General features: G+C 67.6%; 16 protein-coding genes and 2 pseudogenes. 14 read left to right on the top strand and 4 right to left on the bottom strand.

The window, feature by feature from the left end:
* Window positions 1–41: 41 nt before the first annotated feature.
* The 13 genes and pseudogenes from ACGF07_RS05845 to ACGF07_RS05785 all read left to right on the top strand — a co-directional run bounded on the left by ACGF07_RS05845 (window position 42) and on the right by ACGF07_RS05785 (window position 18,593).
* Window positions 42–1,292: a methionine adenosyltransferase gene (locus tag ACGF07_RS05845; RefSeq protein ID WP_392895790.1), complete on the top strand. Its 1,251-nt coding sequence runs from the start codon at window positions 42–44 to the stop codon at window positions 1,290–1,292.
* Window positions 1,292–2,251, top strand: a complete 960-nt coding sequence (locus ACGF07_RS05840) for an aminoglycoside phosphotransferase family protein (protein WP_392895788.1) — start codon at window positions 1,292–1,294, stop codon at window positions 2,249–2,251. Before ACGF07_RS05845 ends, ACGF07_RS05840 begins: the two co-directional genes overlap by 1 nt.
* Window positions 2,248–2,958, top strand: coding sequence for a histidine phosphatase family protein (locus tag ACGF07_RS05835; protein ID WP_392895786.1), 711 nt, complete (start codon window positions 2,248–2,250; stop codon window positions 2,956–2,958). Before ACGF07_RS05840 ends, ACGF07_RS05835 begins: the two co-directional genes overlap by 4 nt.
* Window positions 2,951–4,243, top strand: a complete 1,293-nt coding sequence (serS, locus tag ACGF07_RS05830; RefSeq protein ID WP_392895784.1) for a serine--tRNA ligase — start codon at window positions 2,951–2,953, stop codon at window positions 4,241–4,243. The genes ACGF07_RS05835 and serS overlap by 8 nt, the downstream gene beginning before the upstream one ends.
* Window positions 4,244–5,266, top strand: coding sequence for a glycosyltransferase (locus tag ACGF07_RS05825; protein WP_392895782.1), 1,023 nt, complete (start codon window positions 4,244–4,246; stop codon window positions 5,264–5,266). It abuts the gene before it with no gap.
* Window positions 5,260–6,306 (top strand): hypothetical protein, encoded by a 1,047-nt coding sequence (locus ACGF07_RS05820; RefSeq protein WP_392895780.1) that lies wholly within the window; start codon window positions 5,260–5,262, stop codon window positions 6,304–6,306. The genes ACGF07_RS05825 and ACGF07_RS05820 overlap by 7 nt, the downstream gene beginning before the upstream one ends.
* A gap of 222 nt (window positions 6,307–6,528) precedes the next feature.
* Window positions 6,529–7,914 (top strand): annotated as a pseudogene (locus tag ACGF07_RS05815) (NUDIX domain-containing protein); the annotation flags it as partial.
* Between the two features lie 168 nt (window positions 7,915–8,082).
* Window positions 8,083–8,550 (top strand): NUDIX hydrolase, encoded by a 468-nt coding sequence (locus ACGF07_RS05810; RefSeq protein ID WP_392896067.1) that lies wholly within the window; start codon window positions 8,083–8,085, stop codon window positions 8,548–8,550.
* Window positions 8,551–8,818: 268 nt separating this feature from the next.
* Window positions 8,819–10,018, top strand: a complete 1,200-nt coding sequence (locus ACGF07_RS05805; RefSeq protein ID WP_392895778.1) for an IS110 family transposase — start codon at window positions 8,819–8,821, stop codon at window positions 10,016–10,018.
* Window positions 10,019–10,145: 127 nt separating this feature from the next.
* Window positions 10,146–13,706, top strand: coding sequence for a DEAD/DEAH box helicase family protein (locus ACGF07_RS05800; protein WP_392895776.1), 3,561 nt, complete (start codon window positions 10,146–10,148; stop codon window positions 13,704–13,706).
* Window positions 13,703–15,136 carry a restriction endonuclease subunit S gene (locus ACGF07_RS05795; RefSeq protein WP_392895774.1) on the top strand — a complete coding sequence of 478 codons (1,434 nt, stop codon included), beginning with the start codon at window positions 13,703–13,705 and terminating at the stop codon, window positions 15,134–15,136. Before ACGF07_RS05800 ends, ACGF07_RS05795 begins: the two co-directional genes overlap by 4 nt.
* Window positions 15,136–16,713, top strand: a complete 1,578-nt coding sequence (locus ACGF07_RS05790) for an N-6 DNA methylase (protein ID WP_392895772.1) — start codon at window positions 15,136–15,138, stop codon at window positions 16,711–16,713. The genes ACGF07_RS05795 and ACGF07_RS05790 overlap by 1 nt, the downstream gene beginning before the upstream one ends.
* Window positions 16,714–17,054: 341 nt before the next feature.
* Window positions 17,055–18,593, top strand: coding sequence for a PE-PGRS family protein (locus ACGF07_RS05785; RefSeq protein ID WP_392895770.1), 1,539 nt, complete (start codon window positions 17,055–17,057; stop codon window positions 18,591–18,593).
* Here the strand turns inward: ACGF07_RS05785 and ACGF07_RS05780 are convergent.
* The 4 genes and pseudogenes from ACGF07_RS05780 to ACGF07_RS05765 all read right to left on the bottom strand — a co-directional run bounded on the left by ACGF07_RS05780 (window position 18,523) and on the right by ACGF07_RS05765 (window position 21,528).
* Window positions 18,523–19,368, bottom strand: a complete 846-nt coding sequence (locus ACGF07_RS05780) for a PE-PGRS family protein (RefSeq protein ID WP_392895768.1) — start codon at window positions 19,366–19,368, stop codon at window positions 18,523–18,525. The two genes, ACGF07_RS05785 and ACGF07_RS05780, sit on opposite strands and share 71 nt — an antisense overlap.
* A 147-nt stretch (window positions 19,369–19,515) precedes the next feature.
* Window positions 19,516–20,481: a pirin family protein gene (locus ACGF07_RS05775; protein WP_392895766.1), complete on the bottom strand. Its 966-nt coding sequence runs from the start codon at window positions 20,479–20,481 to the stop codon at window positions 19,516–19,518.
* 108 nt (window positions 20,482–20,589) lie between these two features.
* Window positions 20,590–20,805, bottom strand: a pseudogene (locus ACGF07_RS05770) (pirin family protein); the annotation flags it as partial.
* A 219-nt stretch (window positions 20,806–21,024) separates the two neighbouring features.
* Entirely contained in the window at window positions 21,025–21,528 is a 504-nt protein-coding gene (locus tag ACGF07_RS05765; RefSeq protein WP_380413491.1) for an SseB family protein, read from the bottom strand.
* A 215-nt stretch (window positions 21,529–21,743) separates the two neighbouring features.
* Between ACGF07_RS05765 and ACGF07_RS05760 the strand changes: the two genes are divergently transcribed.
* Window positions 21,744–23,573, top strand: a complete 1,830-nt coding sequence (locus ACGF07_RS05760) for an acyl-CoA dehydrogenase (RefSeq protein WP_392895764.1) — start codon at window positions 21,744–21,746, stop codon at window positions 23,571–23,573.
* Window positions 23,574–23,752: the final 179 nt, after the last annotated feature.

The following is a 23,752-nucleotide window of genomic DNA, read 5'->3' as shown; positions in this document are numbered from 1 at the left end:
GGGCTGCCGCCGTAGCCGGACCGACGGAAGAGGAGATCGCCATGCAGCGAGTCAGCACGACCGTGGAGCACAGCAGCATCACCATCGAGACCGGGCGTCCGCTCCCCACCGACCTCGTCCTGCTGGAACGCAAGGGACTCGGCCACCCCGACACCCTCGCCGACCACCTGGCTGAGGAGCTCTCCCGCGCGTACAGCCGCTACACGCTCGACCGCTTCGGCGCCGTGCTCCACCACAACTTCGACAAGCTCGCCCTGCTCGGCGGCTCCTGCGAGGTCCGCTACGGCGCCGGCCGGATGACGGCTCCGGTGAAGGTACTGGTCAACGGCCGGGCCGCCTACGCATGCGGCGGCGAGGACATCCCGGTGCGGGAGCTGGTCGAGCAGGCCGTCCTGGCCTTCTTCCGCGACCGGCTGCCCGAGCTCGCCGGCCACCTCGACCTGGTTTTCAACATCACCAGCAACCCCAGCCCCGGCGCGGTGGTCACCGACGAGAGCGGCACCGACCGATCGCGCTGGTTCGCGCCCCGCTCGGTGGACGACCTGCGCGAGCGCCACACCCTCATCGCCAACGACACCTCGCTCGGCACCGGCTGGGCCCCGATGGCCCCGTTCGAGCAGTTCGCCCACGCGCTCGTCAACCACCTCTCCGGCGTCAGCGACTTCACCCTGGCGAATCCCTGGTGCGGCTCCGACGTGAAGCTGATGGGGCACTTCGACGGCGCCAAGGCCGAGGCCATCCTGTGCGTCCCGCAGAAGTCCGAGCACGTGCCCGACCGGGCCTCGTACCTCGCCAACAAGGAGGAGGTCCTGGCCGAGTGCGCCCGGTTCGCCGAGCAGCACCTCCCCGGCGTGGAGGTCACCTTCCTCCTCAACGCCCGTGACGTCCCCGAGAAGGACGAGCTCTACCTGACCTACACCGGCAGCTCCATCGAGTCGGGCGACGAGGGCGTCGTCGGCCGCGGCAACCGGGTCAACGGCCTCATCACCCCGCTCCGCCCGATGAACCTGGAAGGGGCCAGCGGTAAGAACCCCGTCTACCACGTCGGGAAGCTCTACAACCTCGCGGCCACCCGCCTCGCCCAGCGCCTGTACGACGAGACCGGCAGCTATGCCGAGGTGCACCTGGTCAGCGCGACCGGCCACCGGCTCGACCAGCCCTGGAAGGTCCTGGTCCGGCTCGCGGCCGAGGACCCGGAGATCGAGAAGGTACAAGCCCAGGTCGCCCTGGCCCTCGGGGGCTTCCCGGAGCTCACCGCCGAGCTGGTCCACCACGGCGTCCGGCTCAGCTGATGCACGCCGGATCGCCCACGCTCCTCCCCCCGCGCAGCGCCTGGCAGCGGCTCCGGGAGCACTACGGTCCGGAGGTGCACGGGTGGCTGGCCCGCGCCCCCGAGCTCCTCAACGAAGCCGCACGCCGCTGGCAGTTGACCCCCGACGGCTACCACGACGCCGGCCACGCCTCCCTGTTGATGGTGGCGCGTGAGCGAACCAGCGGGCGCAAGGTCCTGTTGAAGGCATGGCCCGACCACAGCCGCTACCGCAACGAGATGATCGTGCTCGGCATCTGGGCGGCCGGGCCGGCTGTCAGGGTGCTCGAGCACGCGGACGACCTCGGCGTCGCCGCCCTGGAGATGGTGGCAGCCGTGCCCGGCGGTTCCGTCAGACCGGAGACGCACGAGTACGAGGCGGTGGCCGCCGCTCTGCGGCAACTGCATCGCCTCGGCCGGGTCGCGAACACCGCAGCTGCAGCACTTCCCAGCCTCCACGACTTCCTCGAATGCGAGTTGGTCCCGCGAGTGCACCGACGCCTGGAGGTGCAGCGCCCCCAGCTGGAGGTCGACTGGGCAAGGCTCGGTGAGCGCTTGGTCACCGGACTGCACCCGGACGCGGCACGGGCATCAGTCCTTCACGCGGACGTCTACCGCGAGAACGTCCTCTTCGACGACCGCCGGAAGCCGGTCCTGGCTGACCCCCTGCCGATGGTCGGCGACGAGGTCTTCGACTGGGCCTTCTGGACCGTCTACTACAACCTGGGCACACACACCCGGGACCGCTTCGAGATCGCCGTCACCACCGCCGGCCTCGATCCGCGGCGGCTACGCCACTGGAGCCTCGCACTCTGCGTGGACGGTCTCCTCTACTACCGCGAGGTGGGAGACCACCGCGCCTCCGTGATGGAGCGGGTGATCGCGGGGCTGGCCGGCGACCTCGATCTCACTGCGGTGCCGGAGAAGGCCGGCCAGACGTGACCACCTACCTCCTGCGCCATTCCAGTACCCACTACAGCGCGGCTCACCGGGTCAACGGCGACCCGACTGTCGATCTTCCGCTGGATCCGGCAGGACGCGTCGCCTGCCGGACCGGTAGCGGCGTGATCACTGCCGTTCAACCGAAGATCTGGCTCACCTCGGCGTTCGCCCGGACGGGTGAGACGGCACGCCTGCTGATGGGCGATGCCGATCAGCCCGTCAGGGTCGAGCCGGCCCTCAATGAAGTCGACTACGGGCAGTTCGAAGGCGGGCCCTTCACGGAGTACGCGCGCTGGCTAGTCGCCGCCGGACCATGGGAGAACCCGCCCGGGGCCGCCGAGTCGCAGCGCGAGGCCATCCGCAGAATGCTTGCCGGCCTCCGGAGCGCACTCCAGCTGCCCTCGCCTCGGACGGTCGTCGCGCACGGCCTGCTGGCCTCCGTGCTGCGGTGGCACAGACAGACCTCGCGCGACGCCCCCGGGCGGGCCATGCCGATCTTCTTCGACGAGGTGCCCTGCCTGTACCTGGTCAGGTTCGAGGACCGCGAACTCGAAGACCTCACCGCGTCCCTGCTCGAACTCCTGGACGCGGAGAAACAGGAGACCGCCGCAGCGGGCGGATGGTCATCGCGGCCAGAAGACCGGCGCACGCTTGCTACCTTCGATGGACCATCTGTCCAGCTGGAGGAGACGAACTCCCATGCATGATCCCCGCGCCCTCATCGAGATGGGCTCCGAGGCGGTCCGCCGCCTCGCCCGCCGCGGCTACACCCTGGATCTCTCTGCGTTGGAGTCTCTTCAGTCCAGCCGATCCCAGCTCATCACTCGCGTGGACGAGCTGCGGGCCGAGTCGAAGCGAGTCGCCCAGGAGGTCCAGCAGGCGGCCCGCCAGGGCGGCGACACCGAGACGCTGAAGGACCGGGCCCGCGACCTCAAGGAAGAGATCCGGTCGGCCGAGGCGGAGCAGGAGCAGGTGCAGCAGGAGTTGCGCGACTTCCTGCTGACCATTCCCAACCTGCCGCTCGACAGCACCCCCGAGGGCGACTCGGACGAGCACGCCGTCGAGATCCGTCGCTTCGGCGCGCCGCCGTCCTTCTCGTTCGAACCGAAGGACCATGTGGACCTCGGCGAGGCCCTCGGCATCCTCGACTTCGCCCGTGCCAGCAAGCTCTCCGGCTCCCGGTTCAGCGTCTCGCGCGGTGCCGGCGCCGCCATCGAGCGCGCCCTGGCGACGCTCTTCCTGGATCTGCACACCAAGCAGCACGGCTACGTCGAACACGCGGTCCCGTACCTCGTCACCCGGCAGACCATGACCGGCACTGGCCAGCTCCCGAAGTTCGAGGAGGACCTCTTCGCCACCGGCATGGGCGAGCGCGAGCTATTCCTGATCCCGACCGCCGAGGTCCCGCTCACCAACCTCTACGCGGACGAGATCATCCCGCCCGCCGAACTCCCCCTGGCCCTCACCGCGCACACCCCGTGCTTCCGCTCTGAGGCCGGCTCCTACGGCCGGGATACCCGCGGCATCCTGCGGCAGCACCAGTTCTCCAAGGTCGAGATGGTCCGCATCTGCGACCCCGCGGACTCCCAGGCCGAGCTGGAGAAGATGCTCAGCCACGCCGAAGCCTGCCTCAAGGAGCTGGGACTGGCCTACCGGGTCGTCCAGCTCGCCGCCGGCGACCTCGGCTTCTCCGCCCAGATCACCTACGACATCGAGGTCTGGCTGCCCAGCCAGCAGACCTACCGTGAGATCTCCTCCGTCTCGGACTGCGGCTCCTTCCAGGCCCGCCGCGCGGGCATCCGCACCCGTGACGAGCACGGTAAGACCAAGCCCGTCGCCACCCTCAACGGCTCCGGACTGCCCATCGGCCGCACCCTGGCCGCCCTTCTCGAACAGTGCCAGCAGCAGGACGGCTCCATTGTCCTGCCCGAGGCCCTGGTGCCCTACCTCGGATTCCGCCGGATCTCGGCGGACGGAACAACGGAGGCATAAGTGTTAGTCGGCATCTGCGACTTCCCCAGCAGCTACACCTTCCCGCCCGTCGGCTACGGCGGGATCGAACGCTGGCTCTGGGCAGTGGCGGAAGGCGCCCGATCCGCAGGCGCCGACGTACACCTCCTCGGCCCCGGCTGGAGGACCGACCTCGGATCGGACTGGACCACTCGTCCGATCCGTCTCGAAGACCTCCAGCCGGGTACCCGGCAGACTCGGGACCTGCGTTCCACCGGCTACGACCTGCTCGTGGTCGGACACGAGTACCCGTCGCTCCCCGGGTGGCGTCGGGTCTGGGCTGATCTCGACTGCGACGTCGCGACCTTCCAGCACTCGCCGGTCTTCCGGCACGGCGCCGACGCCTTCGACGCGAAGCGCTCCCGGCTCTACTGCTACTCGCCCGAGATGGCGGGACTGTACGCCGCCCACGCACCGGTGCTGGAGCACGCGGTCCACCTCGGGCTCGGTGAAGCCGAACCTCCCGCCCGACCCGGCCGCGACCTCGTCTGGCTCGGCCGGATCGACGAGGAGAAGTCGCCGCACCTCGCGGTGCGCGCGGCCCAGCTGCTCGGCCGGAGGATACACGTCGTCGGACCGGTCTTCGACAACGACTACGTCCGACGTCACCAGGCACTCTTCGCGGCTGATCACGTCAGCTGGGTCGGCGAGGTCGGAGGGGCAGCCAAGACGGCCGCGTTCTCCGACGCCTCGGTCTACGTCTACACCTGCTCACGAAGCTACGTGGAGGCCGGCGCCGCCGTTTTCGGGGAGTCCCTGCGTGCCGGTACGCCCGTCGCCGCGCTCTGCTGGCGAGACGGCACCTGCGCGGAGGCAGCCCTGTGCGAGAACACCGGAGCCGTCGCCAGGGTCGATCCTGAGCGCGACGACGAGGACGCGGCCCTGGCGCTCGCCACTGCGATCGAGCAGTGCCTAGAACTGGAAGCTTCGACCGTGCAGGCCATCGGCCTGAACCGGTTCGACCCCGAGCGACACTTCCGCGCCCTCGCGACCAGGCCGTGCTGACCGCGGACCCACCGTCGAGGCCGCTCGATCTCCTGAGCGACCGCCTCGTGCTCGGCCCGCAGTGGGAGATCGAGCATGACGCCGACGGCCGCTTCGAGATCCACCACCGCGACCGGGGGACGCCGTACCGGCCGGCCAGTCGGCCGATCCAGTGGGCCGGTCTGCTGCAGCAGTTGGAGAGCGGCTTCCGCGCGGCTGGCGTCGCCCGTGCGAGACCGCTGCCCATGCGGTGGGGCCGGGACACCGAGTTGACGATCTCCGCCGTCCAGGCTGTCGACCCTCTTCTCAAGGACGGCAAGCCGTACGTCTTCCGCCGTGGCTACCTCCCCCAGCCGGTCGTCCGACTGACCGGCGAGCGGGACCACGTCGGCGCCCTGAGGGAGGGATTCCTCACCTCGTTCGTCAACATCTCGCGCATCGAACCCGTTACTCGGACAGCCGAGTTCACCGAAATCTTCGACCACTGGCTCACTTTGCTGTCCGGCATCGGCCTCCACGCCAGACACCTCACCATCCACGGCCGCAACGCCGTCTGGCAACGCCGCGAAGTCTGCGGCCTGACGGTGCACTTCCGGCACCTGGACCTTCCCATCGGTGACATCGTCCTGCTCTGGAACGCTGCGGATCCCAGCTGCATGGCGGTGGACCTGGGCTCCGGCCTTGAGCGCCTGGCCTGGGCCCGCACCCGTCGCCCATGGTGGGAGCTGGCCTTCGGCCGCTTCGCGACGTCCGGTGTGGCTACCGACGTGCTCGACGCCGTTCGAACCGCGACGCTGCTGGTCGGTAACGGCATCGCCCCTGCGGCCCGAGGGGCCGGCGGTGTACTCCGCCGAATCCTTTCTGCCGTCCCCGCCGACGCCACACCGCTCGGAGTCAGCGCCCTGGTCCGGGCAAGCCACGGATTCTGGAGCCTCACCTCACCGATGGCCCTGCCGTGGCCCGAGGTCGCCTTCGTCATCGAGCGCGAGATCCACCGCCGCGACGTCATCTCCGCCATGTCCCTCCCCCTACCTCGGTCGAGCTGGAGCGACAGAACGTGAAGCCACGACGTAACCGGAACCCGCCCGCCGAGTTCCGACTCCGCTTCGCCTGGACGATTGGGTTCTGCTTCAAGTGCGAGGTAGTCACCCAAGTCGCCGAGTTGGGCACACTCACCGTCGAAGGCGAGACCATCACACTCGCGGCATGCCACCTCTGCGCCTGGCGGCTGGAGCGGCAGCACCACCACGCCCGCCAGGCCCACCTCCGCGCCCAGCTCGCCGGTGCGTGGGCTGACGCTACGAGACGGGCAGCAGCATGCATGTGAGAAGGGGGCATGCGGCCTCAGCCAATCAGCGCATCGCATCAAGGCTGTCTTCACGGCATACGCTCATCACAGGCTGGGAGGCTCGGCGTTCAACCTGACGGGTCGTCGTGTACGTGAGAAAGGGCTGCTGGCTGTGGCAAGCAGAGGACAGGATTCCGGCAGCGGCTCGGAGAGCCAGCCGGACTACGTCGGCCGCTTCCGGGCGGGGCGGCTGGTGGACAACCGACCGCAGGCGCTGGACGCGTGGCGCGTGACCATGGCCGCCCCGGACGTTGCCGCAGGTGTCGCGAGTCTGCTTGGTGGTGAGCCCGCGGAGTGGGAGACGACGACCGAGGACTCCTTGGAGGTGCTGACCGACTACGACACGGTGCGGGTCATCGTTGAGGGACCATCCGCTGTCCAGGCCCGCATGTTGCTCTTCGGCTACAAAGGCAAGGTACTCCACGACTGCGACGGCACCCGGTTGTTCGCGCCGGAGGCGGATGCCGGCAAGCCGTGTGGGTGTCCAGAAAGCATCGAGGAACGCAGGCTGGCGGCGAAGTCCGGTCGAGGCCCCATGCCCAGCACCAGCATCGACTTCAAGCTCGCCGACGAGCCGGCACTCGGGGTCTTCCGCTTCGTGAGCAGCTCCTGGGAGCTGGCCAAGACGGTCGTCGACCTTCAGCGAGTACTGGCCGAGGCCGACGGCCCCACCACGTGCGACCTCGCACTTGAGCTGGTGGAACTCACCACCGCGTCCGGTGTGGCTGTCTGTTACCGGAAGCCGGTGGTCCGCTTCTTGGATGATCCGACCTCGCCCGTACCGCGCCCCGTCGCAAGACGCTCTTCGCGACCACTACCCCCGTCGCACGCGTCATCGGATGTGCCCGCTCGGTCACCCAAACCGCGTGCGCTGCCCGGCCAGCAGCCAGCGGAGCCACGCCGAAGCCTGCGCAGCGCTGTGAGTGGACGGTCATCCGTAAGTGGAACCGAGCGCACCACCGGTCCCGACGAACCTGAGGCTGTTGCCCAGCCACGTACTGCAGCCGGCGTATTGTTCTTCGACGAGGCCGACCGAGTGCTCCTGGTGAAGCCCACGTACAAACCGGGGTGGGAGATCCCGGGCGGCTACCTCCACCCCGGCGAGACCCCGAGCGGCGGTGCGGCCCGAGAGGTCAAGGAAGAGCTCGGAATCACCCCGTCCATCGGCGACCTTCTCATCGCGGACTGGGCTCCCCACCCGACCGAGGGCGACAAGCTGCTCTTCGTCTTCGACGGAGGCATCCTCCCGGATTCCGAGCAGGCTCAGATCGACCTGGACGGGGTAGAGATCGGCGAGTACGCCTTCTACGCCGCCGACCAGATCGACGCTCTCCTCATCCCTCGCCTCGCCCGGCGGGTCAAGGCAGCCCTCGACGCCCGATCCATCTCGGCGACCACCTACTTGGAGCACGGAACTGCCCGATTCCAACATCCGCAGCCGGCCCGCCGCACCTCGGCACGTCCGCATCAGCACTCAAGGAGTTCCGGCATGGGCAGGACCGAATACCTCAACGACCCCGACGCCCCCAAGGCCAACACCCTCATCCCCGCCAGCAACCTGCTCGTCGTCGACGACAACGGTGCCATCCTGCTCCAGCGCCGCCGCGACACCGGCCAGTGGGCCCTGCCCGGCGGGGCCCAGGACATCGGCGAGACCGCCGCCCAGTGCGCCGTGCGCGAGTGCCTGGAGGAGACCGGTATCCACGCCGAGATCACCGGATTCCTCGGCGTCTACACCAACCCGAACCACATCGTGGCCTACACCGACGGCGAGATCCGCCAGCAGTACGAGAACACCTACATCGGCCACCCCGTCGGTGGCCAGCCAACGATCAACGACGAGGCGGACGGCGTCCGCTGGATCCAGCCCGAGGACCTCGACCAGTACGACATCCACCCCAGCATGCGTCAGCAGATCGGCGACTATGTCGCCGGCTCCTACCCTTACCTCGGCTGAGCCATTGAGAGTCTCTTCCCTACCAGCCCACCAACGAGTCTGACGAGAGATCAGTTGTGCAACAGGACTCCGTAAGGTGTTAGTCGGCCCGGGAGGGCCGGATGTGGCTGAACAGGGCTTGCCGTTGGTGGCTCTCCAGGAGTGGCCGTCCGGCTCTTCGGGGCGCCCTGACCGCTGATTGAGATCTGCGTCCTGGTCGCTGTTTACGGAGCTGACGGCGGGGTGTTCTTCGGGCCGACGAGTGCTGGTTCGGCGTGGGGAGCATCGGATGACAGAGCGACGGGCCCGGATCTGGGTGGGGGTCGACGCGGGCAAGGGCCACCACTGGGCGGCTGCGGTGGACGAGTTGGGGTTCCAGGTCTGGTCGAAAAAGATCGACAACGACGAGGCAGCGATCCTGGAAGCGATCGCCGAGGCGCTGGCCATGGCTGACGCGGTGGAATGGGCGATCGACCTGTCCGGCACCGCGTCCGCGCTGCTGCTGGCCCTGCTCGCCTCGCACGGGCAGAAGCCCGTCTACGTCCCGGGCCGTACGGTGAACCGGATGGCCGGAGCTTACCGGGGCGAGGCGAAGACCGACGCTCGCGATGCGTTCGTGATTGCGGAGACCTCGCGTGTGCGACGGGACTTCGCCGCCGTGGACGTGCCCGCCCAGTTGGTCTCCGACCTCGCGCTGCTGGTCGCCCACCGCGCCGACCTGGTCGCCGACCGGGTGCGGATGGTCAACCGGCTTCGCGACGTGCTGACCGGGATCTTCCCGGCCCTGGAGGGGGCCTTCGACTGGTCCGCCAGCAAGGGTGCTCTCACCCTGCTCACGCATCGGCAGACACCGGCCGGGATACGCCGTCTCGGCCGCTCGCGGTTGGAGTCATGGCTACGCAAGCGGGGCGTCCGCTCGGCGGACAAGGTGGCCGCGACCGCGCTGGAGGCGGCTGAGGCCCAGCACACCGTGCTGCCCGGCGAGAGCGTCGCCGCCTCGATCGTCGCCGACCTCGCCATCCAGCTCATCGCGCTGGACGAGCGGAAAAACGGTCTCGACAAGCAGATTAAGGAGACCTTCCACACCCACCCACAGGCGCACATCATCGAGTCGATGCCGGGCATCGGCCCGATCCTGGGCGCCGAGTTCGTCGTCGCCGCCGGCGACCTGTCCGCCTACGCCGACGCCGGCCACCTCGCCTCCGCGGCCGGCCTCGTCCCAGTGCCACGCGACTCCGGACGCCGCACCGGCAACCTCCACCGACCAAAGCGCTACAGCCGCCGCCTGCGACGGGTGTTCTACCTGTCCGCGCAGACCAGCGTCATCAAGGACGGCCCCAACCGGGACTACTACTTGAAGAAGCGCGGCGAGGGGCTCAAGCACGTGCAAGCTCTGATCGCACTGGCTCGTCGGCGCGTCAGCGTCCTGTGGGCCCTCCTGCGCGACAACCGGGTCTTCACCGCCGATCCGGTCACGCAGACGGCTTGACTGCGTCATTGAGACTCCTGCTGATCTCTCTCGCCACCGGCCCGCGTCCTTCTACAATCAGCGTCGGCACGTTACACAGGGCGACAGGACATCCATGGCCACTTGATGGCCGGAGTAGCTGGGGGACATGGACGAGCGACTGCAGCATCTGGCCAAGTCCTCGCCGAACTTCGGCATCCTCTTCCCCCTGAAGCCGCTGCTGTCGCTCTATGGTGCCCAAGCCGAGGCGACCGTCTTCACGAACCCGAACGCATCGCTCGTACAGGCGGGGCAGTTTGGTGAGGTCCTTGCACAGGAGCTCATCACCCGGATGGGCATGCGGGTGGCGGGTGACAAGCAGATTGACAGGCTAACGGCGCTGACCCGTGCCGGGGTCCTGGTGCCGGAGATTCGTGACGACTTCGACCGCGTTCGTGTCGATCGGAACAAGGCTGCTCACCAGCACCTTTTCGACACGTCGCGCGCGCTCGCGGCGGTCCGGACCTGCTACAAACTCGGGCTGTGGTTCCACGACGCGATCAACAACCGTCGGACAATCGCAGAGTTCGTGCCGCCCGCCGACCCTGGGGCCGCCGGCGCTGTCACCGATCCGAACGAGCGCGCCGAGCTGCATGAGGCTCTGACCGGACACCGGCAAGCCCTCACCCAAGCCCGCACTCGCCTCGCCGAATCCGCCGACGAGTTGGAGGCCGAGCGGAAGGCGCGGGCCGAAGCGCAGCGGCTGATCGCCAGCGCCGACGCCAACAACGCTGCGCTGCTGGCACGACTCGAGCAGCTGGCGGCACAGGTCGCGGAGCTACGTGCGGCCCAGCAGGCCGCGTACGAGGACGCCCGCCAGGCCCCGCGCACCGTCGATCCGGCCGCTCGCGACGCGATCATCCACCGTGCCCAAAGGAAAGCGCCGCTCAACGAGGTCCAGGCCCGCGAGGAGATCGACCGCCTCCTCGTCGCTGCTGGCTGGCTGGTGCAGGACCGTGGCGAGGTCAACCCGTTGGCTGGCCAGGGTGTGGCGGTGCGCGAGTTCACTCTCGCCACCGGCCGCGCCGACTACGTGCTCTACGTCGACGGGTGCATCGTCGGCGTCATCGAGGCCAAGCGCGAGGGCACCCATCTGGCCAGCGCCGTCGCACAGAACAACCGGTACGCCGGCGGTGTCCTCAAGGAGCACCGGCTCGCGGTCTGGCGCGAGGGCGAGCCCTTCGCCTTCCGATACGCCACTACTGGGACGGAGACGTACTTCATCAATCGTCTCGACCCCGACGCACGATCCCGTGAGGTGTTCGCCTTCCACCGCCCCGAGACGGTGGCGGCGTGGATGCGCCGCGCTGACGAGCACCCAGAAGCCCAGACCCTCCGCGCGGCGCTGCGTGACATGCCGGCCTTGCAGCGCAACGGCCTGCGCCCGGCGCAGATCGAGGCGATCAACGGCCTGGAGAGCTCGCTCGCCCTGGACAAGCCCCGCGCCCTCATCCAGATGGCTACCGGAGCTGGCAAGACCTACACCGCGGTCTCCCAGACGTACCGACTGCTCAGGCACGCCCGAGCCCGCCGCGTGCTGTTCCTGGTGGACCGCAACAACCTGAGCAAGCAGGCGCTGGACGAGTTCCGGAAGTTCACCACCCCCGACGACGGGCGCAAGCTCTCCGATATCTACAACGTCGAGCGTCTGGGTGCCGCCGGCCTGCAGGACAGCGCCTCGGTGGTGATCTGCACCATCCAGAAGATGTACCGCCTCCTGACCGGTGAGCAGTTGATCGACGACGATCCGGCCGACGAGGCGAGCGACGACAGGGCATACGAGAAGTCCTACGAGGTTGAGCGGCCCATCGAGGTCGGCTACAACCCGGCGGTGCCGATCGAGTCCTTCGACCTGATCATCGTCGACGAATGCCACCGATCCATCTATGGCCTGTGGCGCGGGGTCCTGGAGTACTTCGACTCCCACCTGGTGGGTCTCACCGCCACCCCGACCCTGCAAACCCTCGGCTTCTTCGGCCGGAACCTGGTCTCCGAGTACACCTACCCACAGGCCGTCGCCGATGGCGTCAACGTCGACTTCGACGTCATTCGCATCCGCACGGACCTGCGCGAGGACGGCGGCGCAACCATAGAGCAGGGCACCACAGTCGGGGTGCGGGACCGCCGGACACGCCGCAAGACCTACAGGGAGCTGGAGGACGACTTCACATATACCACCCGCCAGATCGGCCGGTCTGTGGTGGCGGTCGACGAGATCCGGGCAGTGCTCACTACGTTCCGGAATAACTGGCAGAGCTGGTTTCCGGGTCGAAAGGAGCTTCCCAAGACCCTGATCTTCGCGGTCGGAGAAGATCACGCTGAAGACGTCCTTGCCCAGGCCAAGGAGGTGTTCGGCCGAGGCGACGACTTCGCGAAGAAGATCACATACAAGAGCCGCCAGGCCGGTGACGACCCCGATGAATTGATCCGCGACCTGCGCACGTCCCCACGGCTGCGGATCGCCGTTACCGTCGACATGATCGCCACCGGAACTGACGTGAAGGCCCTGGAATGCGTGATCTTCCTCCGTGAGGTGCGCAGTGCCGTCCTCTTCGAGCAGATGAAGGGTCGCGGCGCCCGCACCATTGACGCTACCGAGCTGCGAGAGGTAACCCCGGAAGGGGACGAGAGGGTGCGCAAGGACCGCTTCGTCCTCGTCGACGCCGTCGGTGTCACCGATTCACCGCTTGTCGACGCTCGCCCGCTTGTCCCGGCCGGAGAACGCCAGATCTCCCTGGCAAAGCTCCTCGACAAGGCTGGCACGAAGTCGATCAGCGCCTCTGAAGCAGAGATCCTCGCCGGACGCCTCGCCCGCCTCAACCAACAGCTCAACGAGCGCGAGCGCGAGCAGCTCATCCGGGCTGCTGGCGGCCGCACCCTCTCCGAGATCGCCGGCGCGATCATCAAGGCCGTCGACCCTGACCGGCAGGACCGCGCCAAGGCGGAAGGCGGCGAGCGAGCCGCGCACGCCTTGGTCGAGGCAGCGATTGCCCCGTTGACCGGCAACCCCGACCTGCGGAAGCAGATCATCGAGATCCGCCGTGACAAGGACTACCTGCTGGACGAGACCACGGCGGTCGAGGTCACCGAGGTCCGTGCGGTCCCGAGGGAGGAACGAGCGCGAGAGGAGGTCGACCGCTGGAGCCGCATGCTCAGGGAGCGTCGCGATGAGATTGCCGCCGTCTCCATCGCCCTCACCAGCCCCCGGTCCGTCGCTCCGACGGAGGCGTACGCAGCGTTGAAGGAGCTGGCCGACCAGATCCGCCGCCCCGACTTCGCCTGGACCCCGCAGGTCCTGTGGACCTACTACGAGGACCTCGGCCATGCCTCTCAGCAGTCCGGCAAGCAGGCTGGTGTGCCGGATCTGATCTCCCTCATCCGCTACGAGCTCGGGGTCGATTCGGAGCTCCGGCCCTACCGTGAGACCGTGGAGGAGCGCTTCGAGGGCTGGCTGCTACGGCAGCGACAGGCAGGCGCGGAGTTCACGGGTGACCAGCTGTGGTGGCTGGAGTCCATCCGCGACGTCGTCGCCAGCGATGTCGGCATCGCACCGGCGGACTTCCGTGCCGAGCCCTTCACGGGGCGTGGTGGAGGCAGGGGCCTCGCCCTCGCGTTCCCTGGACGAGACCCGCACGACCTTCTGAATGAGCTGAATCGAGAACTGGCTTGAGCAACACGGAGATTCCGCCGGGGTGGACATTTGTTCAACTGGAGGAAGTGGCTGAAATTACCGGCGGGATCCAGAAGCAGCAAAAGCGGCGTCCCGTCGATAACGTCTACCCATTTCTCCGCGTTGCCAATGTTGGGCGGGGCTCGCTCGATCTTGAAGAAGTTCACGAAGTCGAGCTCTTCGAGGGAGAGATCGAACGCTTTCGACTCAAGGCTGGCGACCTACTGGTCGTTGAGGGGAACGGAAGTCCAAGTCAGATCGGCCGGGCAGCGATGTGGCGCGGTGAAATCGCCAACGCCGTGCATCAAAACCACCTGATCCGGGTGAGGCCGAGCTTCGCCGTTGATCCGAAATATCTCGAATTGGCCTGGAATGCTCCGCTCGTTTCGAAGCAGCTTCGGGATGTGGCGCAGACCACAAGCGGACTCTACACGCTGAGCACGGCCAAGTTGAAGCGCGTCCGAATTCCGCTACCTCCGCTCGCCGAGCAGGCGCGAATCGTGGAAGCCCTTGAAAGTCATCTATCTCGCCTAGACCTGGGCGTTCGAGATCTCGAAACCGCGCAGCGGAAGATTTCCGCCTTCCGCAAGGCGATCCTGCTGTCGCTTGTTCCCGAGAAGTCCCCCGAATCCTGGGAAGTCACGACCATCGGCGATGCCGGTGCTATCGACCTCGGTCGACAGCGACACCCAGATTGGCATCATGGCCCAGAGATGCGCCCATACCTCCGAGTGGCAAATGTCTTCGAGGATCGAATCGATACCTCCGACGTCATGGAGATGGATTTCTCCGGAGTATTCGAGAAGTTCAAGCTGAAGACCGGCGATGTGCTGCTCAATGAAGGCCAGAGTCCACACCTTGTTGGCCGTCCAGCTCTCTATCGTGGAACGCCTCCGAACGTGGCCTTCACAAACAGTCTATTGCGTTTTCGCGCCCGCCCAGACGTGCTTCCAGAGTGGGCTCTGATGGTCTTCCGGCGCCACATGCACGCCCGGCGATTCATGCGTGAGATTCGCATTACGACGAACATTGCGCATCTCTCGGCCAAGCGCTTGAAGACCGTCGAGTTCCCGATCCCACCGCTTGAGGAACAGAAGCGGAGAGTCCAACGCTGCGAGGAATTGCTTACCGATGCTGATGCATTGGAACGCGGTCTGAGCCATGGTCGCGTACGTGCTCAGAGGCTTCGCGATGCCCTACTCAACCGTGCCTTTACCGGTGCCCTCGTCCGTCAAGACCATGACGACGAGCCCGCCTCTGGACTGCTGGCTCGGATCGAGGCTGACCGGAAGCTAGCGAAGTCTGCGGTGAAGGCCACCCGCACGCGCCGTACTAGTCCGTCGGCGACCGCTCTCAAACAGCCCCCGACTCCGCCTGCCGGCGCAGCTCCCCTCTTCCGCACCACCATCCAGCAGGAGTTCGAGCTCTGATGAGCACCACCGAAGCAGCCTCGACCATCCCCGCCAAAGCGGCCGCGCAGACCAACTCGCTCGTCGCGAAGCTCTGGAACTACTGCAATGTCCTGCGCGACAATGGCCTCTCCACCATCGAGTACGTCGAACAGCTCTCGTACCTGCTGTTCCTCAAGATGGCCGACGAGCTGACCAGCGATCCGTTCGCTCGCGAGGCCACTCCGTCGATCGTCGAGGCCGCCTACGACTGGCAGTCGCTGGCGTCCAAGCGCGGTGTGGAGCTGGAGATCCACTACCGCAAGGTGCTCACTGAGCTCGGCAAGCACCCAGGCACCACCTTGGGCACCGTCTTCGCAAAGGCACAGAACCGCATCACGGAGCCTGCCCTCCTCGAGAAGCTGGTCGTCGATCTGATCGGCAAGACCGACTGGGTCATGGAAGGCACGGACCTCAAGGGCGACGCCTACGAGGGGCTGCTTGCCAAGGGCGCTGAGGACACAAAGACCGGAGCAGGCCAGTACTTCACCCCGCGCCCGCTCATCGACGCTATGGTGCAGGTAATGCGGCCCGGCCCGAACGACAGAATCACCGACCCGGCCTGCGGCACTGCGGGCTTCCTTATCGCTGCACACAGCTACATCCGCGAGCACCATCTCAAGGATCTCTCCCGTGAGCAGCGGCTCGCCCTCGGCCAGGGCAGCATCTGGGGCAACGAGTTGGTGCCTGGTACAGCTCGCCTCGCCGCGATGAACATGCTGCTGCACGGTATTGGCGAAGCCGACGGCCAGTCCCTAATCACCACCGGCGACGCTCTCGCTGAGGTCCCCTCTCGCCGGGCCTCGCTGGTTCTTGCCAATCCTCCGTTCGGCAAGAAGTCGGCGATCACCGTCGTAGGCACGGACGGCAAGACCGACCGGGAGGACATGAGCTACGACCGTTCCGACTTCCGGGCGACGACCACCAACAAGCAGCTGAACTTCCTGCAGCACATCATGTCGCTGATGGAGATGGATGGCCGGGCCGCCGTTGTCCTGCCCGACAACGTGCTGTTCGAGGGCGGCGCAGGCGAGAAGGTGCGCCGCCGCCTCCTTCAGGAGTTCGACCTCCACACGATCTTGCGTCTCCCCACCGGCATCTTCTACGCGGGCGGGGTCAAGGCGAACGTCCTGTTCTTCGACAAGAAGCCCCCACGTTCTGGAGACGTTCCCAACACCTCCGAGGTGTGGGTGTATGACTTCCGTACGGGCATGCACTTCACACTCAAGAAGAACCCCTTGCGCCTCGCCGACCTGGCTGGCTTCATCCAGGCATACAAGCCGGACGACCGATCTGCGCGCACGGAGACCGGGGACGGCCGCTTCAAGCGCTTCACATATGACGAGCTGATCGCGCGGGACAAGGTCAACCTCGACGTCGTCTGGCTGAAAGACCCGGCGCTCGACGAGGCCGGCGACCTTCTCGCTCCCGAGGTCATCGCCCAAGAGATCGTGGAGGACCTTCAGGCCGCCCTCGCCGAGTTCGAAGCAATCGCCGAGGCCCTGGGCGGCGAGGTAAAGCCCGACACCGCAGCTGAAGAGGCTATCGCTCAGACGTGATAGGGGCGGCGGCATTGTCGTACCCCCCAGCCGGTCTGCTCCCGTCCCTGGCGACGTAATGCCGCCAGGGACGGGGTATGCGCGGACTGACAGGTCGGCTGTGTCGGGAACCGCTTGGACGACGCTGAGTTGGGGGCTGAGAGCGAAGCTGCGCGAGCAGAAGGTGGTTGTCTCAGCAGATGCTGACGGGGTAGGACGGCAGCATGCTTCGTTGGTCACCACTCAATGAGCGTCAGCTCTCTCTTCTGACTCGCATCGGCGGGGGCGGGAGCCCGGTCACCTCCGGTGAGTCTGAGCTCGCCCTGACTGCTCGTGCCCTGAAGGGGCGCGGCCTCATCTCGATGCCGAAGGCTGAGGGGGTGAAGTGGCAGGCGGAGATTACTGATGCGGGCCGGTTCTATCTGGAACACGGCCATCACCCGGACCGCCCGGCCCTGGCGCCCTTGACCTCGGCGATGACGCCCAAGGCCCCGGCCAAGGCCGCCGCCGACACGGCGCCACAGAGCAGACTTGCGGAGACGGGCCAACCGGGTGGCAAGGCCAACACCCTGACGCCAGCAGTGCGGCAACCGCCGAAGCCACCGAAGGAATCCAGGGCGGTGAGCGGTCCGGCGCTGATCGAGCAAGTCCGGCAGGCGGGGCGCTTCTTGACGATCGCCGATCCGTCGCCGGAGGAACGGGCAAGGCTGCGCAGGGCCTTCGACGCGGCTCGCACCTGTGCACCTGAGGGCTATCAGCTGAAGTACAGCGGCCGGGAGAAAGGCGATTTCTACCTCGGCCTGCTGCGTGACAACGGGCTGGATGAGACCGAGTGGAACCGGATTCGGCTGCAACGCAGCCGGGTCATCACGGACGTGGACGCTGTGGTCGCAGCGTTGGAAGCCGATCACAGCGCCTTCGAGGTCTCCGAGGAGGTACTCCCTCGTGTGCTGTCGATCGTCCGTCTCATCGCACAGGAGGCGCTGTCGCGACACGGTGACGTGGCGATCTTGAAGAAGCGGAAGCAGCCGCGGCCGCTCCTCTCCGTCCATGGCAGGACATGGGAGTTGAGCTTCAAGGAGCGGCAGAAGCACGTCAAGTATGTGCCCCAGGCCACGGGACGGCGCAAGACGTACGACTGGCAGCGGGTGACTCCTGCTCACCGGTCCGAGCCGTCCGGTGAACTCGACCTCCAGGTCGTCGAGGCGCCCCAGGGGGGTTACGGATACGGCGGTGGCTGGAAGACCGACTGTGCCGACACTCCGAAGCGGCCGGTGGAGGAGCAGATCAGCTCGCTCTTCCGGAAGCTGAAGACGCGCGCCGAGGAACAGGAGCGCCTCCAGCTGGAGCGCGAAGCCGAGCAACGTCGGCTGCGGGAGGAGCGCGAGAGGGCGGAGGCCGAGCGGCAGCGCTTGGCGACCGAGGAGAAGGCACGCAAGCAGCGGGACTGGGAGGCTGCGGTCGCTGCGGCTGGCGCCAAGGCCGTCGAGGCCTCACGCCTTGAGAGGTTCGGGTCGGCGCTGGAACGGTGGCAGGGGGCGCGGGAAATCCGGGAATTCTGTGCCGCACTGGACGAAGCCGCAAGCCGGACCGGCAACGAGGGGGAGGTGCGGAGGTTCCGGGAGTGGGCCGCTTGGGGCAGAGCGGAGGCGGACAGGATCGACCCGACGGCGCTCGGAAGGGGTCTCGGTGTCGAAGCCTTCGAGACCGAGCCTACGGCCGACGCGATCCGGCCGTTCCTCAACGGCTGGAGCCCGCATCGGCCAGAGAAGGAGGCGCCGCCCGCCGAGCCCGTCCAGCCGCGGCAGCAGACCGACCCGTGGCGCGACGTCAGCGCCGTACCTCGGGATCAAGGCTGGAGATACGGACCCCAAGGTCGCGCTCAATGGTGGAGGCGATGACGCCGTGTCCCCGGTCGCGCAGGGCCTTCAGGGCCCGCTCGACGATGGTGCCAAGCCGCTCGACCTCGGCTCGCAGCGCGAGCAACTCGTCGAACCGCTCCACTCGCTCCTGACCGCACCACTCGCGCACGGTCCGCAGCAGCTCCTCCTCCGCCTGCAGCTTCCGTTCGTCGCGACGACGATTCCACGACTGCCATGAGGGCTGAGCACGTTCCTGGTCGAGAGCCTCCTGCCGACGCTCGACCTCCGGGAGGATCTCCTCGGCCAGGACCTCTGCGGCTCGCCGGGCGATCCGCTCGGTGACCGGCCAACCCGCCAGTACCAGGCCGGTCCGATTCTCATGAACCATCGGATCGGCACGCAGCTCAGCCGCATCGAGCCCGAGTCGGTCAGCGGTGGCATCGAGAGCGGTGAGCTCAAGCACGCCGGCATCGGCCGCAGTCGTGCGCAGCCGTAGATGGCTCTTGGGACGGACGAAGCCGAGAACCATTCGGGCGGTCTCGAACTCGGCAGTCTTCCGCACGTGCCGGGATGCCTCGACCAGCGCCAGTTCAGCAGCATCGTCGCTCCGGAAGACCGCGACGTCGTCCCACGGCGCGACCAGGGAGACAGGGGCAACCCAGTCCTGCAGGCCGGCGTCCTCGCCTTCGAGGAATCTGATGTGCACCTGAGCGGTCCGGCGCGGGCCGCCGACCCGGACGATCTCCACACGGCGGATCACACTGCCGAGCACCTTGGGCTGGGCGCGGTACGCCCAGTTCTCGCCGATCTCCATGCTGCTATTGAGCCAGGTCAGGGTAGGTCGTCGCTACCACTTCCCTGTAGTTCGTTGTGGCCGGGCCGCAGCGCGGCTGTCGACGGTCTGAACCGAACATACGAGGGCCCGGACCGTTTCCGGTCCGTGCCCTCGCCGCTGTACCCGTCAGCGTCCCAGGTTGGTATCGGCGGGGATGGTTCCGAGGCGGCCGGCCTGGAAGTCCTCCATGGCCTGCTGGAGCTCGCGGTGGCTGTTCATGACGAACGGACCGTAGTGGGCGACGGGCTCGCGGATCGGCAGGCCGCCGAGCAGCACCACCTCGAAGTTGGCGCTGCGCGAGTCCTGCTGTTCGTCGGCCCGGATGGTGAGGGAATCGCCCTCGCCGAAGACCACGGCCTGGCCCATGCGGAACGGCCGCCGCTCCTCGCCGGCCGAGCCGCTGCCGGCCAGCCCGTAGGCCAGCGCGTTGAAGTCGGCCCGCCATGGCAGGGTGACCTGGGCGCCGGGGTTCACCGACACGTGGATCATCGTGATCGGCGTGTGGGTGGCACCGGGGCCCTGGTGGCCGTCGATGTCGCCGGCAATCAGCCGGACCAGCGCGCCGCCGTCCGAGGAGCCCAGCAGCTTGACGCTGGTGCCGCGGATGTCCTGGTACTTGGGCGCGATCATCTTGTCGGCGGCGGGCAGGTTGACCCAAAGCTGCAGCCCGTGGAAGAGGCCGCCGGACAGCACCAGCGATTCCGGCGGGGTCTCGATGTGCAGCAGGCCCGAGCCGGCCGTCATCCACTGGGTGTCGCCGTCGGTGATCACCCCGCCGCCGCCGTGCGAGTCCTGGTGGATGAAGGTGCCGTCAATGATGTACGTGACAGTCTCGAAGCCCCGGTGCGGATGCCAGGGCGTCCCCTTCGGCTCACCAGCCTGATAGTCCACCTCGCCCATCTGGTCCATCATGATGAACGGGTCCAGGTACTTCTGGTTGATCTTCGCGAAGGCGCGGCGGACGGGGAAGCCCTCGCCCTCGAAGCCCTCGATGGCGGTGGAGACGGCCAGTGCGGGGCGGGGCTGAGCGCCGTTGGCGGGGGCCGCGATGCGCGGCAGGATCAGCGGGTTCTCAACGGTCACGGCAGGCATGCCGGCCTCCTCAGTTGGGTTGGAATGCGATGTTCGAACTGCGTCTCTGCAGGTCAGAGCCCTCTTGCGACTAGTCCCCCAACTGGACTAGCTTTTGGGCTCGCCGGCCGCGTAGTCCACCTCGCCCATCTGGTCCATCATGATGAACGGGTCGAGGTGCTTGGTGTCGATCTTGGCGAAGGCGCGGCGGACGGGGAATCCCTCGCCCTCGTAGCCCTCGGGGGCGGTGACCACGGTGCGGACGGGCCGGGCGCTCGCGACGGCCTGGTCCGGCGTGGTGACGCGCGGAAGGGTCAGCGGGTTGTCGACGGTCACGGCGGGCATGTCGGCCTCCTTCGGGGGGTCTCTGGCCTACGTCCACGAGGTTAGTTCAATTCTCAACAACAGGCAAGTTGAAAATTGAACTAAGTGGTTGCGGAAGAGCGCGGCTCCCCTCCCAGGGTGGGCCGCCGGGGCGCGCGGCGCGCGTCGGCCCGGCCGGCCCGGCCGCAGGGCGGCGGTCGACGGGTGGCGGGTGACGGGCGACGGGTGGTGCGCGACGGGTCAGCCGTACATCCGGCGCATGGTGAAGTCGACCATCTGCTCGACCGCCTTGGCGTCGAACACCATCCGGTGCTCGCCCTCCATGTCCAGCGCGAAGCCGTAGCCGGTCGGCAGCAGGTCCAGCACCTCCGCGCCGGTGACCGTGAAGTGCTTGGAGTCCTTGCCGGCGTAGCGGCGCAGCTCCTTGAGCGAGCTGAACATCGGGATCACCGGTGTCGGCGTGTTGTGCAGCGCCAGGAAGCCGGGGCGGTCGCCGCGCGGGCAGTGCACCTTCGAGGTGATGAAGATCGCCTGGAAGTCCTCGACCGCCATCGAGCCGGTGGTGAAGGCCCGGACGGCGTCCGCCAGGGACGGCGGGGAGGGCTCCGGGTACAGCGACTGCTGGGGCGCCTGCCCCTGCGCGCCGTACGCGTCGGGTCCGGGCATGCCGTTCATGCCCGGCTGCGGACCCGCCTGCTGCTGGTAGGGGTCGCCCGGGTATGCGTTCTGGTCATATCCGTACACACGGACAGGCTAGCGGGAGCGCACCCGCCCGCGCTGGCGCCGATCCTGACAAGGAGTGGCCGCGTCGGCTGTGGGACGTGACCACGTTCATAGCCGATTCACCGCCGAGGGCTTGCCCAAGTTACCGCTGGGTAGCATCATGATGCCTACTGGTGGGTACGGGGCGCCCGAAACGAGGCGGTCACCCGGAAGCGACGAACCGGAGAAAACAGGCCATGGGTCACTACAAGTCCAACCTGCGGGACGTGGAGTTCAACCTCTTCGAGGTGTTCGGTCGCGACCAGGTGTACGGCACCGGACCGTTCGCCGACATGGACGTCGACACCGCGAAGAACATCCTCAGCGAGATCGCGCGCCTGGCCGAGAACGACCTCGCCGCGTCCTACGCCGACACCGACCGCAACCCGCCGGTGTTCGACCCGGAGACCAACACCGCCCCGATCCCGGCCGCGTTCAAGAAGAGCTACCAGACCTTCATGGACGCCGAGTGGTGGCGCCTGGGCATCCCGGAGTCCATCGGCGGCCAGGTCACCCCGAACTCGCTGATCTGGGCCTTCGCCGAGCAGATCCTGGGCTCGAACCCGGCCATCTGGATGTACTCCTCCGGCCCGGCCTTCGCGGGCGTCATCGCCGAGGAAGGCACCGAGGAGCAGCTCGAGATCGCCAAGCGGATGACCGACCGCCTGTGGGGCTCCACCATGGTCCTCACCGAGCCCGACGCGGGCTCCGACGTCGGCGCCGGCCGCACCAAGGCGATCAAGCAGGAGGACGGCTCCTGGCACATCGAGGGTGTGAAGCGCTTCATCACCTCGGGCGAGCACGACATGTCCGAGAACATCATCCACATGGTGCTGGCCCGCCCCGAGGGCGGTAAGCCGGGCACCAAGGGCCTGGGCCTGTTCATCGTCCCGAAGTTCGACTTCGACTGGGAGACCGGCGAGCTCGGCGAGCGCAACGGCGTCTACGCCACCAACGTCGAGCACAAGATGGGCCTCAAGGCCTCGAACACCTGCGAGATGACCTTCGGTGCCAAGCACCCGGCCAAGGGCTGGCTGCTCGGCGAGAAGGTCGACGGCATCCGCCAGATGTTCAAGATCATCGAGTTCGCCCGCATGATGGTCGGCACGAAGGCCATCGCCACCCTCTCCACCGGCTACCTGAACGCCCTGGAGTACGCCAAGGAGCGCGTGCAGGGCGCCGACATCTCGCAGTTCCTGGACAAGACCGCCCCGCGCGTCACCATCACCCACCACCCGGACGTGCGCCGCTCGCTGCTGACCCAGAAGGCCTACGCCGAGGGCATGCGCGCGCTGGTCCTGTTCACCGCGTCGGTCCAGGACGACATGCTGGCCGCCAAGCTGCGCGGCGAGCGCGACGAGGCCGCCGAGCGCCTCAACGACCTGCTCCTGCCGATCGTCAAGGGCTACGGCTCGGAGAAGTCCTACGAGCAGCTCGCCCAGTCCCTGCAGACCTTCGGTGGCTCCGGCTACCTGCAGGAGTACCCGATCGAGCAGTACATCCGCGACGCCAAGATCGACACCCTCTACGAGGGCACCACGGCGATCCAGGGCCAGGACTTCTTCTTCCGCAAGATCGTCAAGGACGGCGGCCAGGCGCTGACCGCGCTGTCCGAGCAGATCCAGAAGTTCCTCGCCTCGGCCGAGGGCGGCGACGCCCTGGCCGCCGAGCGCAAGCTGCTCGCCACCGCCGCCGGCGACCTGGAGGCGATCGTCGGCAAGCTCCTCGCCGACCTCTCCTCGGTCGAGCAGGACGTCAAGAACATGTACAAGGTGGGCCTCAACACCACCCGCCTGCTGATGGTCTCCGGCGACGTCGTGGTCGGCTGGCTGCTGCTGCGCCAGGCCGCGGTGGCCCTGGCCAAGCTGGAGGCCGGCGCCTCCGAGAAGGACGTGCCGTTCTACCAGGGCAAGGTCGCGGCCGCCCGCTTCTTCGCCAAGAACGTCCTGCCGACCGTCGCCCCGCAGCGGGCGATCGCCGAGGGCATCGACAACGAGATCATGGAGCTGGCGGAGGAGGCCTTCTAGGCCACGCCCACCCGCCGCCCGCCGGCCCCTCCCGGGGCGCGCCGCGAGCGGCACCTCCTGACCGCCTGACGCAACCCTCACACCGAAGGGCCCGGCTGCCACCGGGCCCTTCGGTGTCTCCGGGGGAGGGGCGGCGCTCGCGGCGGCCCGCGCTACGCGGTTGCGGGGCATGCGACCGG

This window comes from Kitasatospora sp. NPDC048194 (assembly GCF_043202455.1).
In the GTDB taxonomy this organism is placed as follows: domain Bacteria; phylum Actinomycetota; class Actinomycetes; order Streptomycetales; family Streptomycetaceae; genus Kitasatospora.
Note: the sequence above shows the minus strand (reverse complement) of the source record. Positions and strands in the feature narration are given on the sequence as shown.

Bases quoted from the DNA above. Each gene is read 5' to 3' on its own strand.
- ACGF07_RS05845 (WP_392895790.1), top strand. From the start codon at position 42: ATGCAGCGAGTCAGCACGACCGTGGAGCACAGCAGCATCACCATCGAG.
- ACGF07_RS05840 (WP_392895788.1), top strand. From the start codon at position 1,292: ATGCACGCCGGATCGCCCACGCTCCTCCCCCCGCGCAGCGCCTGGCAG.
- serS (WP_392895784.1), top strand. From the start codon at position 2,951: ATGCATGATCCCCGCGCCCTCATCGAGATGGGCTCCGAGGCGGTCCGC.
- ACGF07_RS05810 (WP_392896067.1), top strand. From the start codon at position 8,083: ATGGGCAGGACCGAATACCTCAACGACCCCGACGCCCCCAAGGCCAAC.
- ACGF07_RS05805 (WP_392895778.1), top strand. From the start codon at position 8,819: ATGACAGAGCGACGGGCCCGGATCTGGGTGGGGGTCGACGCGGGCAAG.
- ACGF07_RS05800 (WP_392895776.1), top strand. From the start codon at position 10,146: ATGGACGAGCGACTGCAGCATCTGGCCAAGTCCTCGCCGAACTTCGGC.
- ACGF07_RS05790 (WP_392895772.1), top strand. From the start codon at position 15,136: ATGAGCACCACCGAAGCAGCCTCGACCATCCCCGCCAAAGCGGCCGCG.
- ACGF07_RS05785 (WP_392895770.1), top strand. From the start codon at position 17,055: ATGCCGAAGGCTGAGGGGGTGAAGTGGCAGGCGGAGATTACTGATGCG.
- ACGF07_RS05780 (WP_392895768.1), bottom strand. From the start codon at position 19,368: ATGGAGATCGGCGAGAACTGGGCGTACCGCGCCCAGCCCAAGGTGCTC.
- ACGF07_RS05775 (WP_392895766.1), bottom strand. From the start codon at position 20,481: ATGCCTGCCGTGACCGTTGAGAACCCGCTGATCCTGCCGCGCATCGCG.
- ACGF07_RS05760 (WP_392895764.1), top strand. From the start codon at position 21,744: ATGGGTCACTACAAGTCCAACCTGCGGGACGTGGAGTTCAACCTCTTC.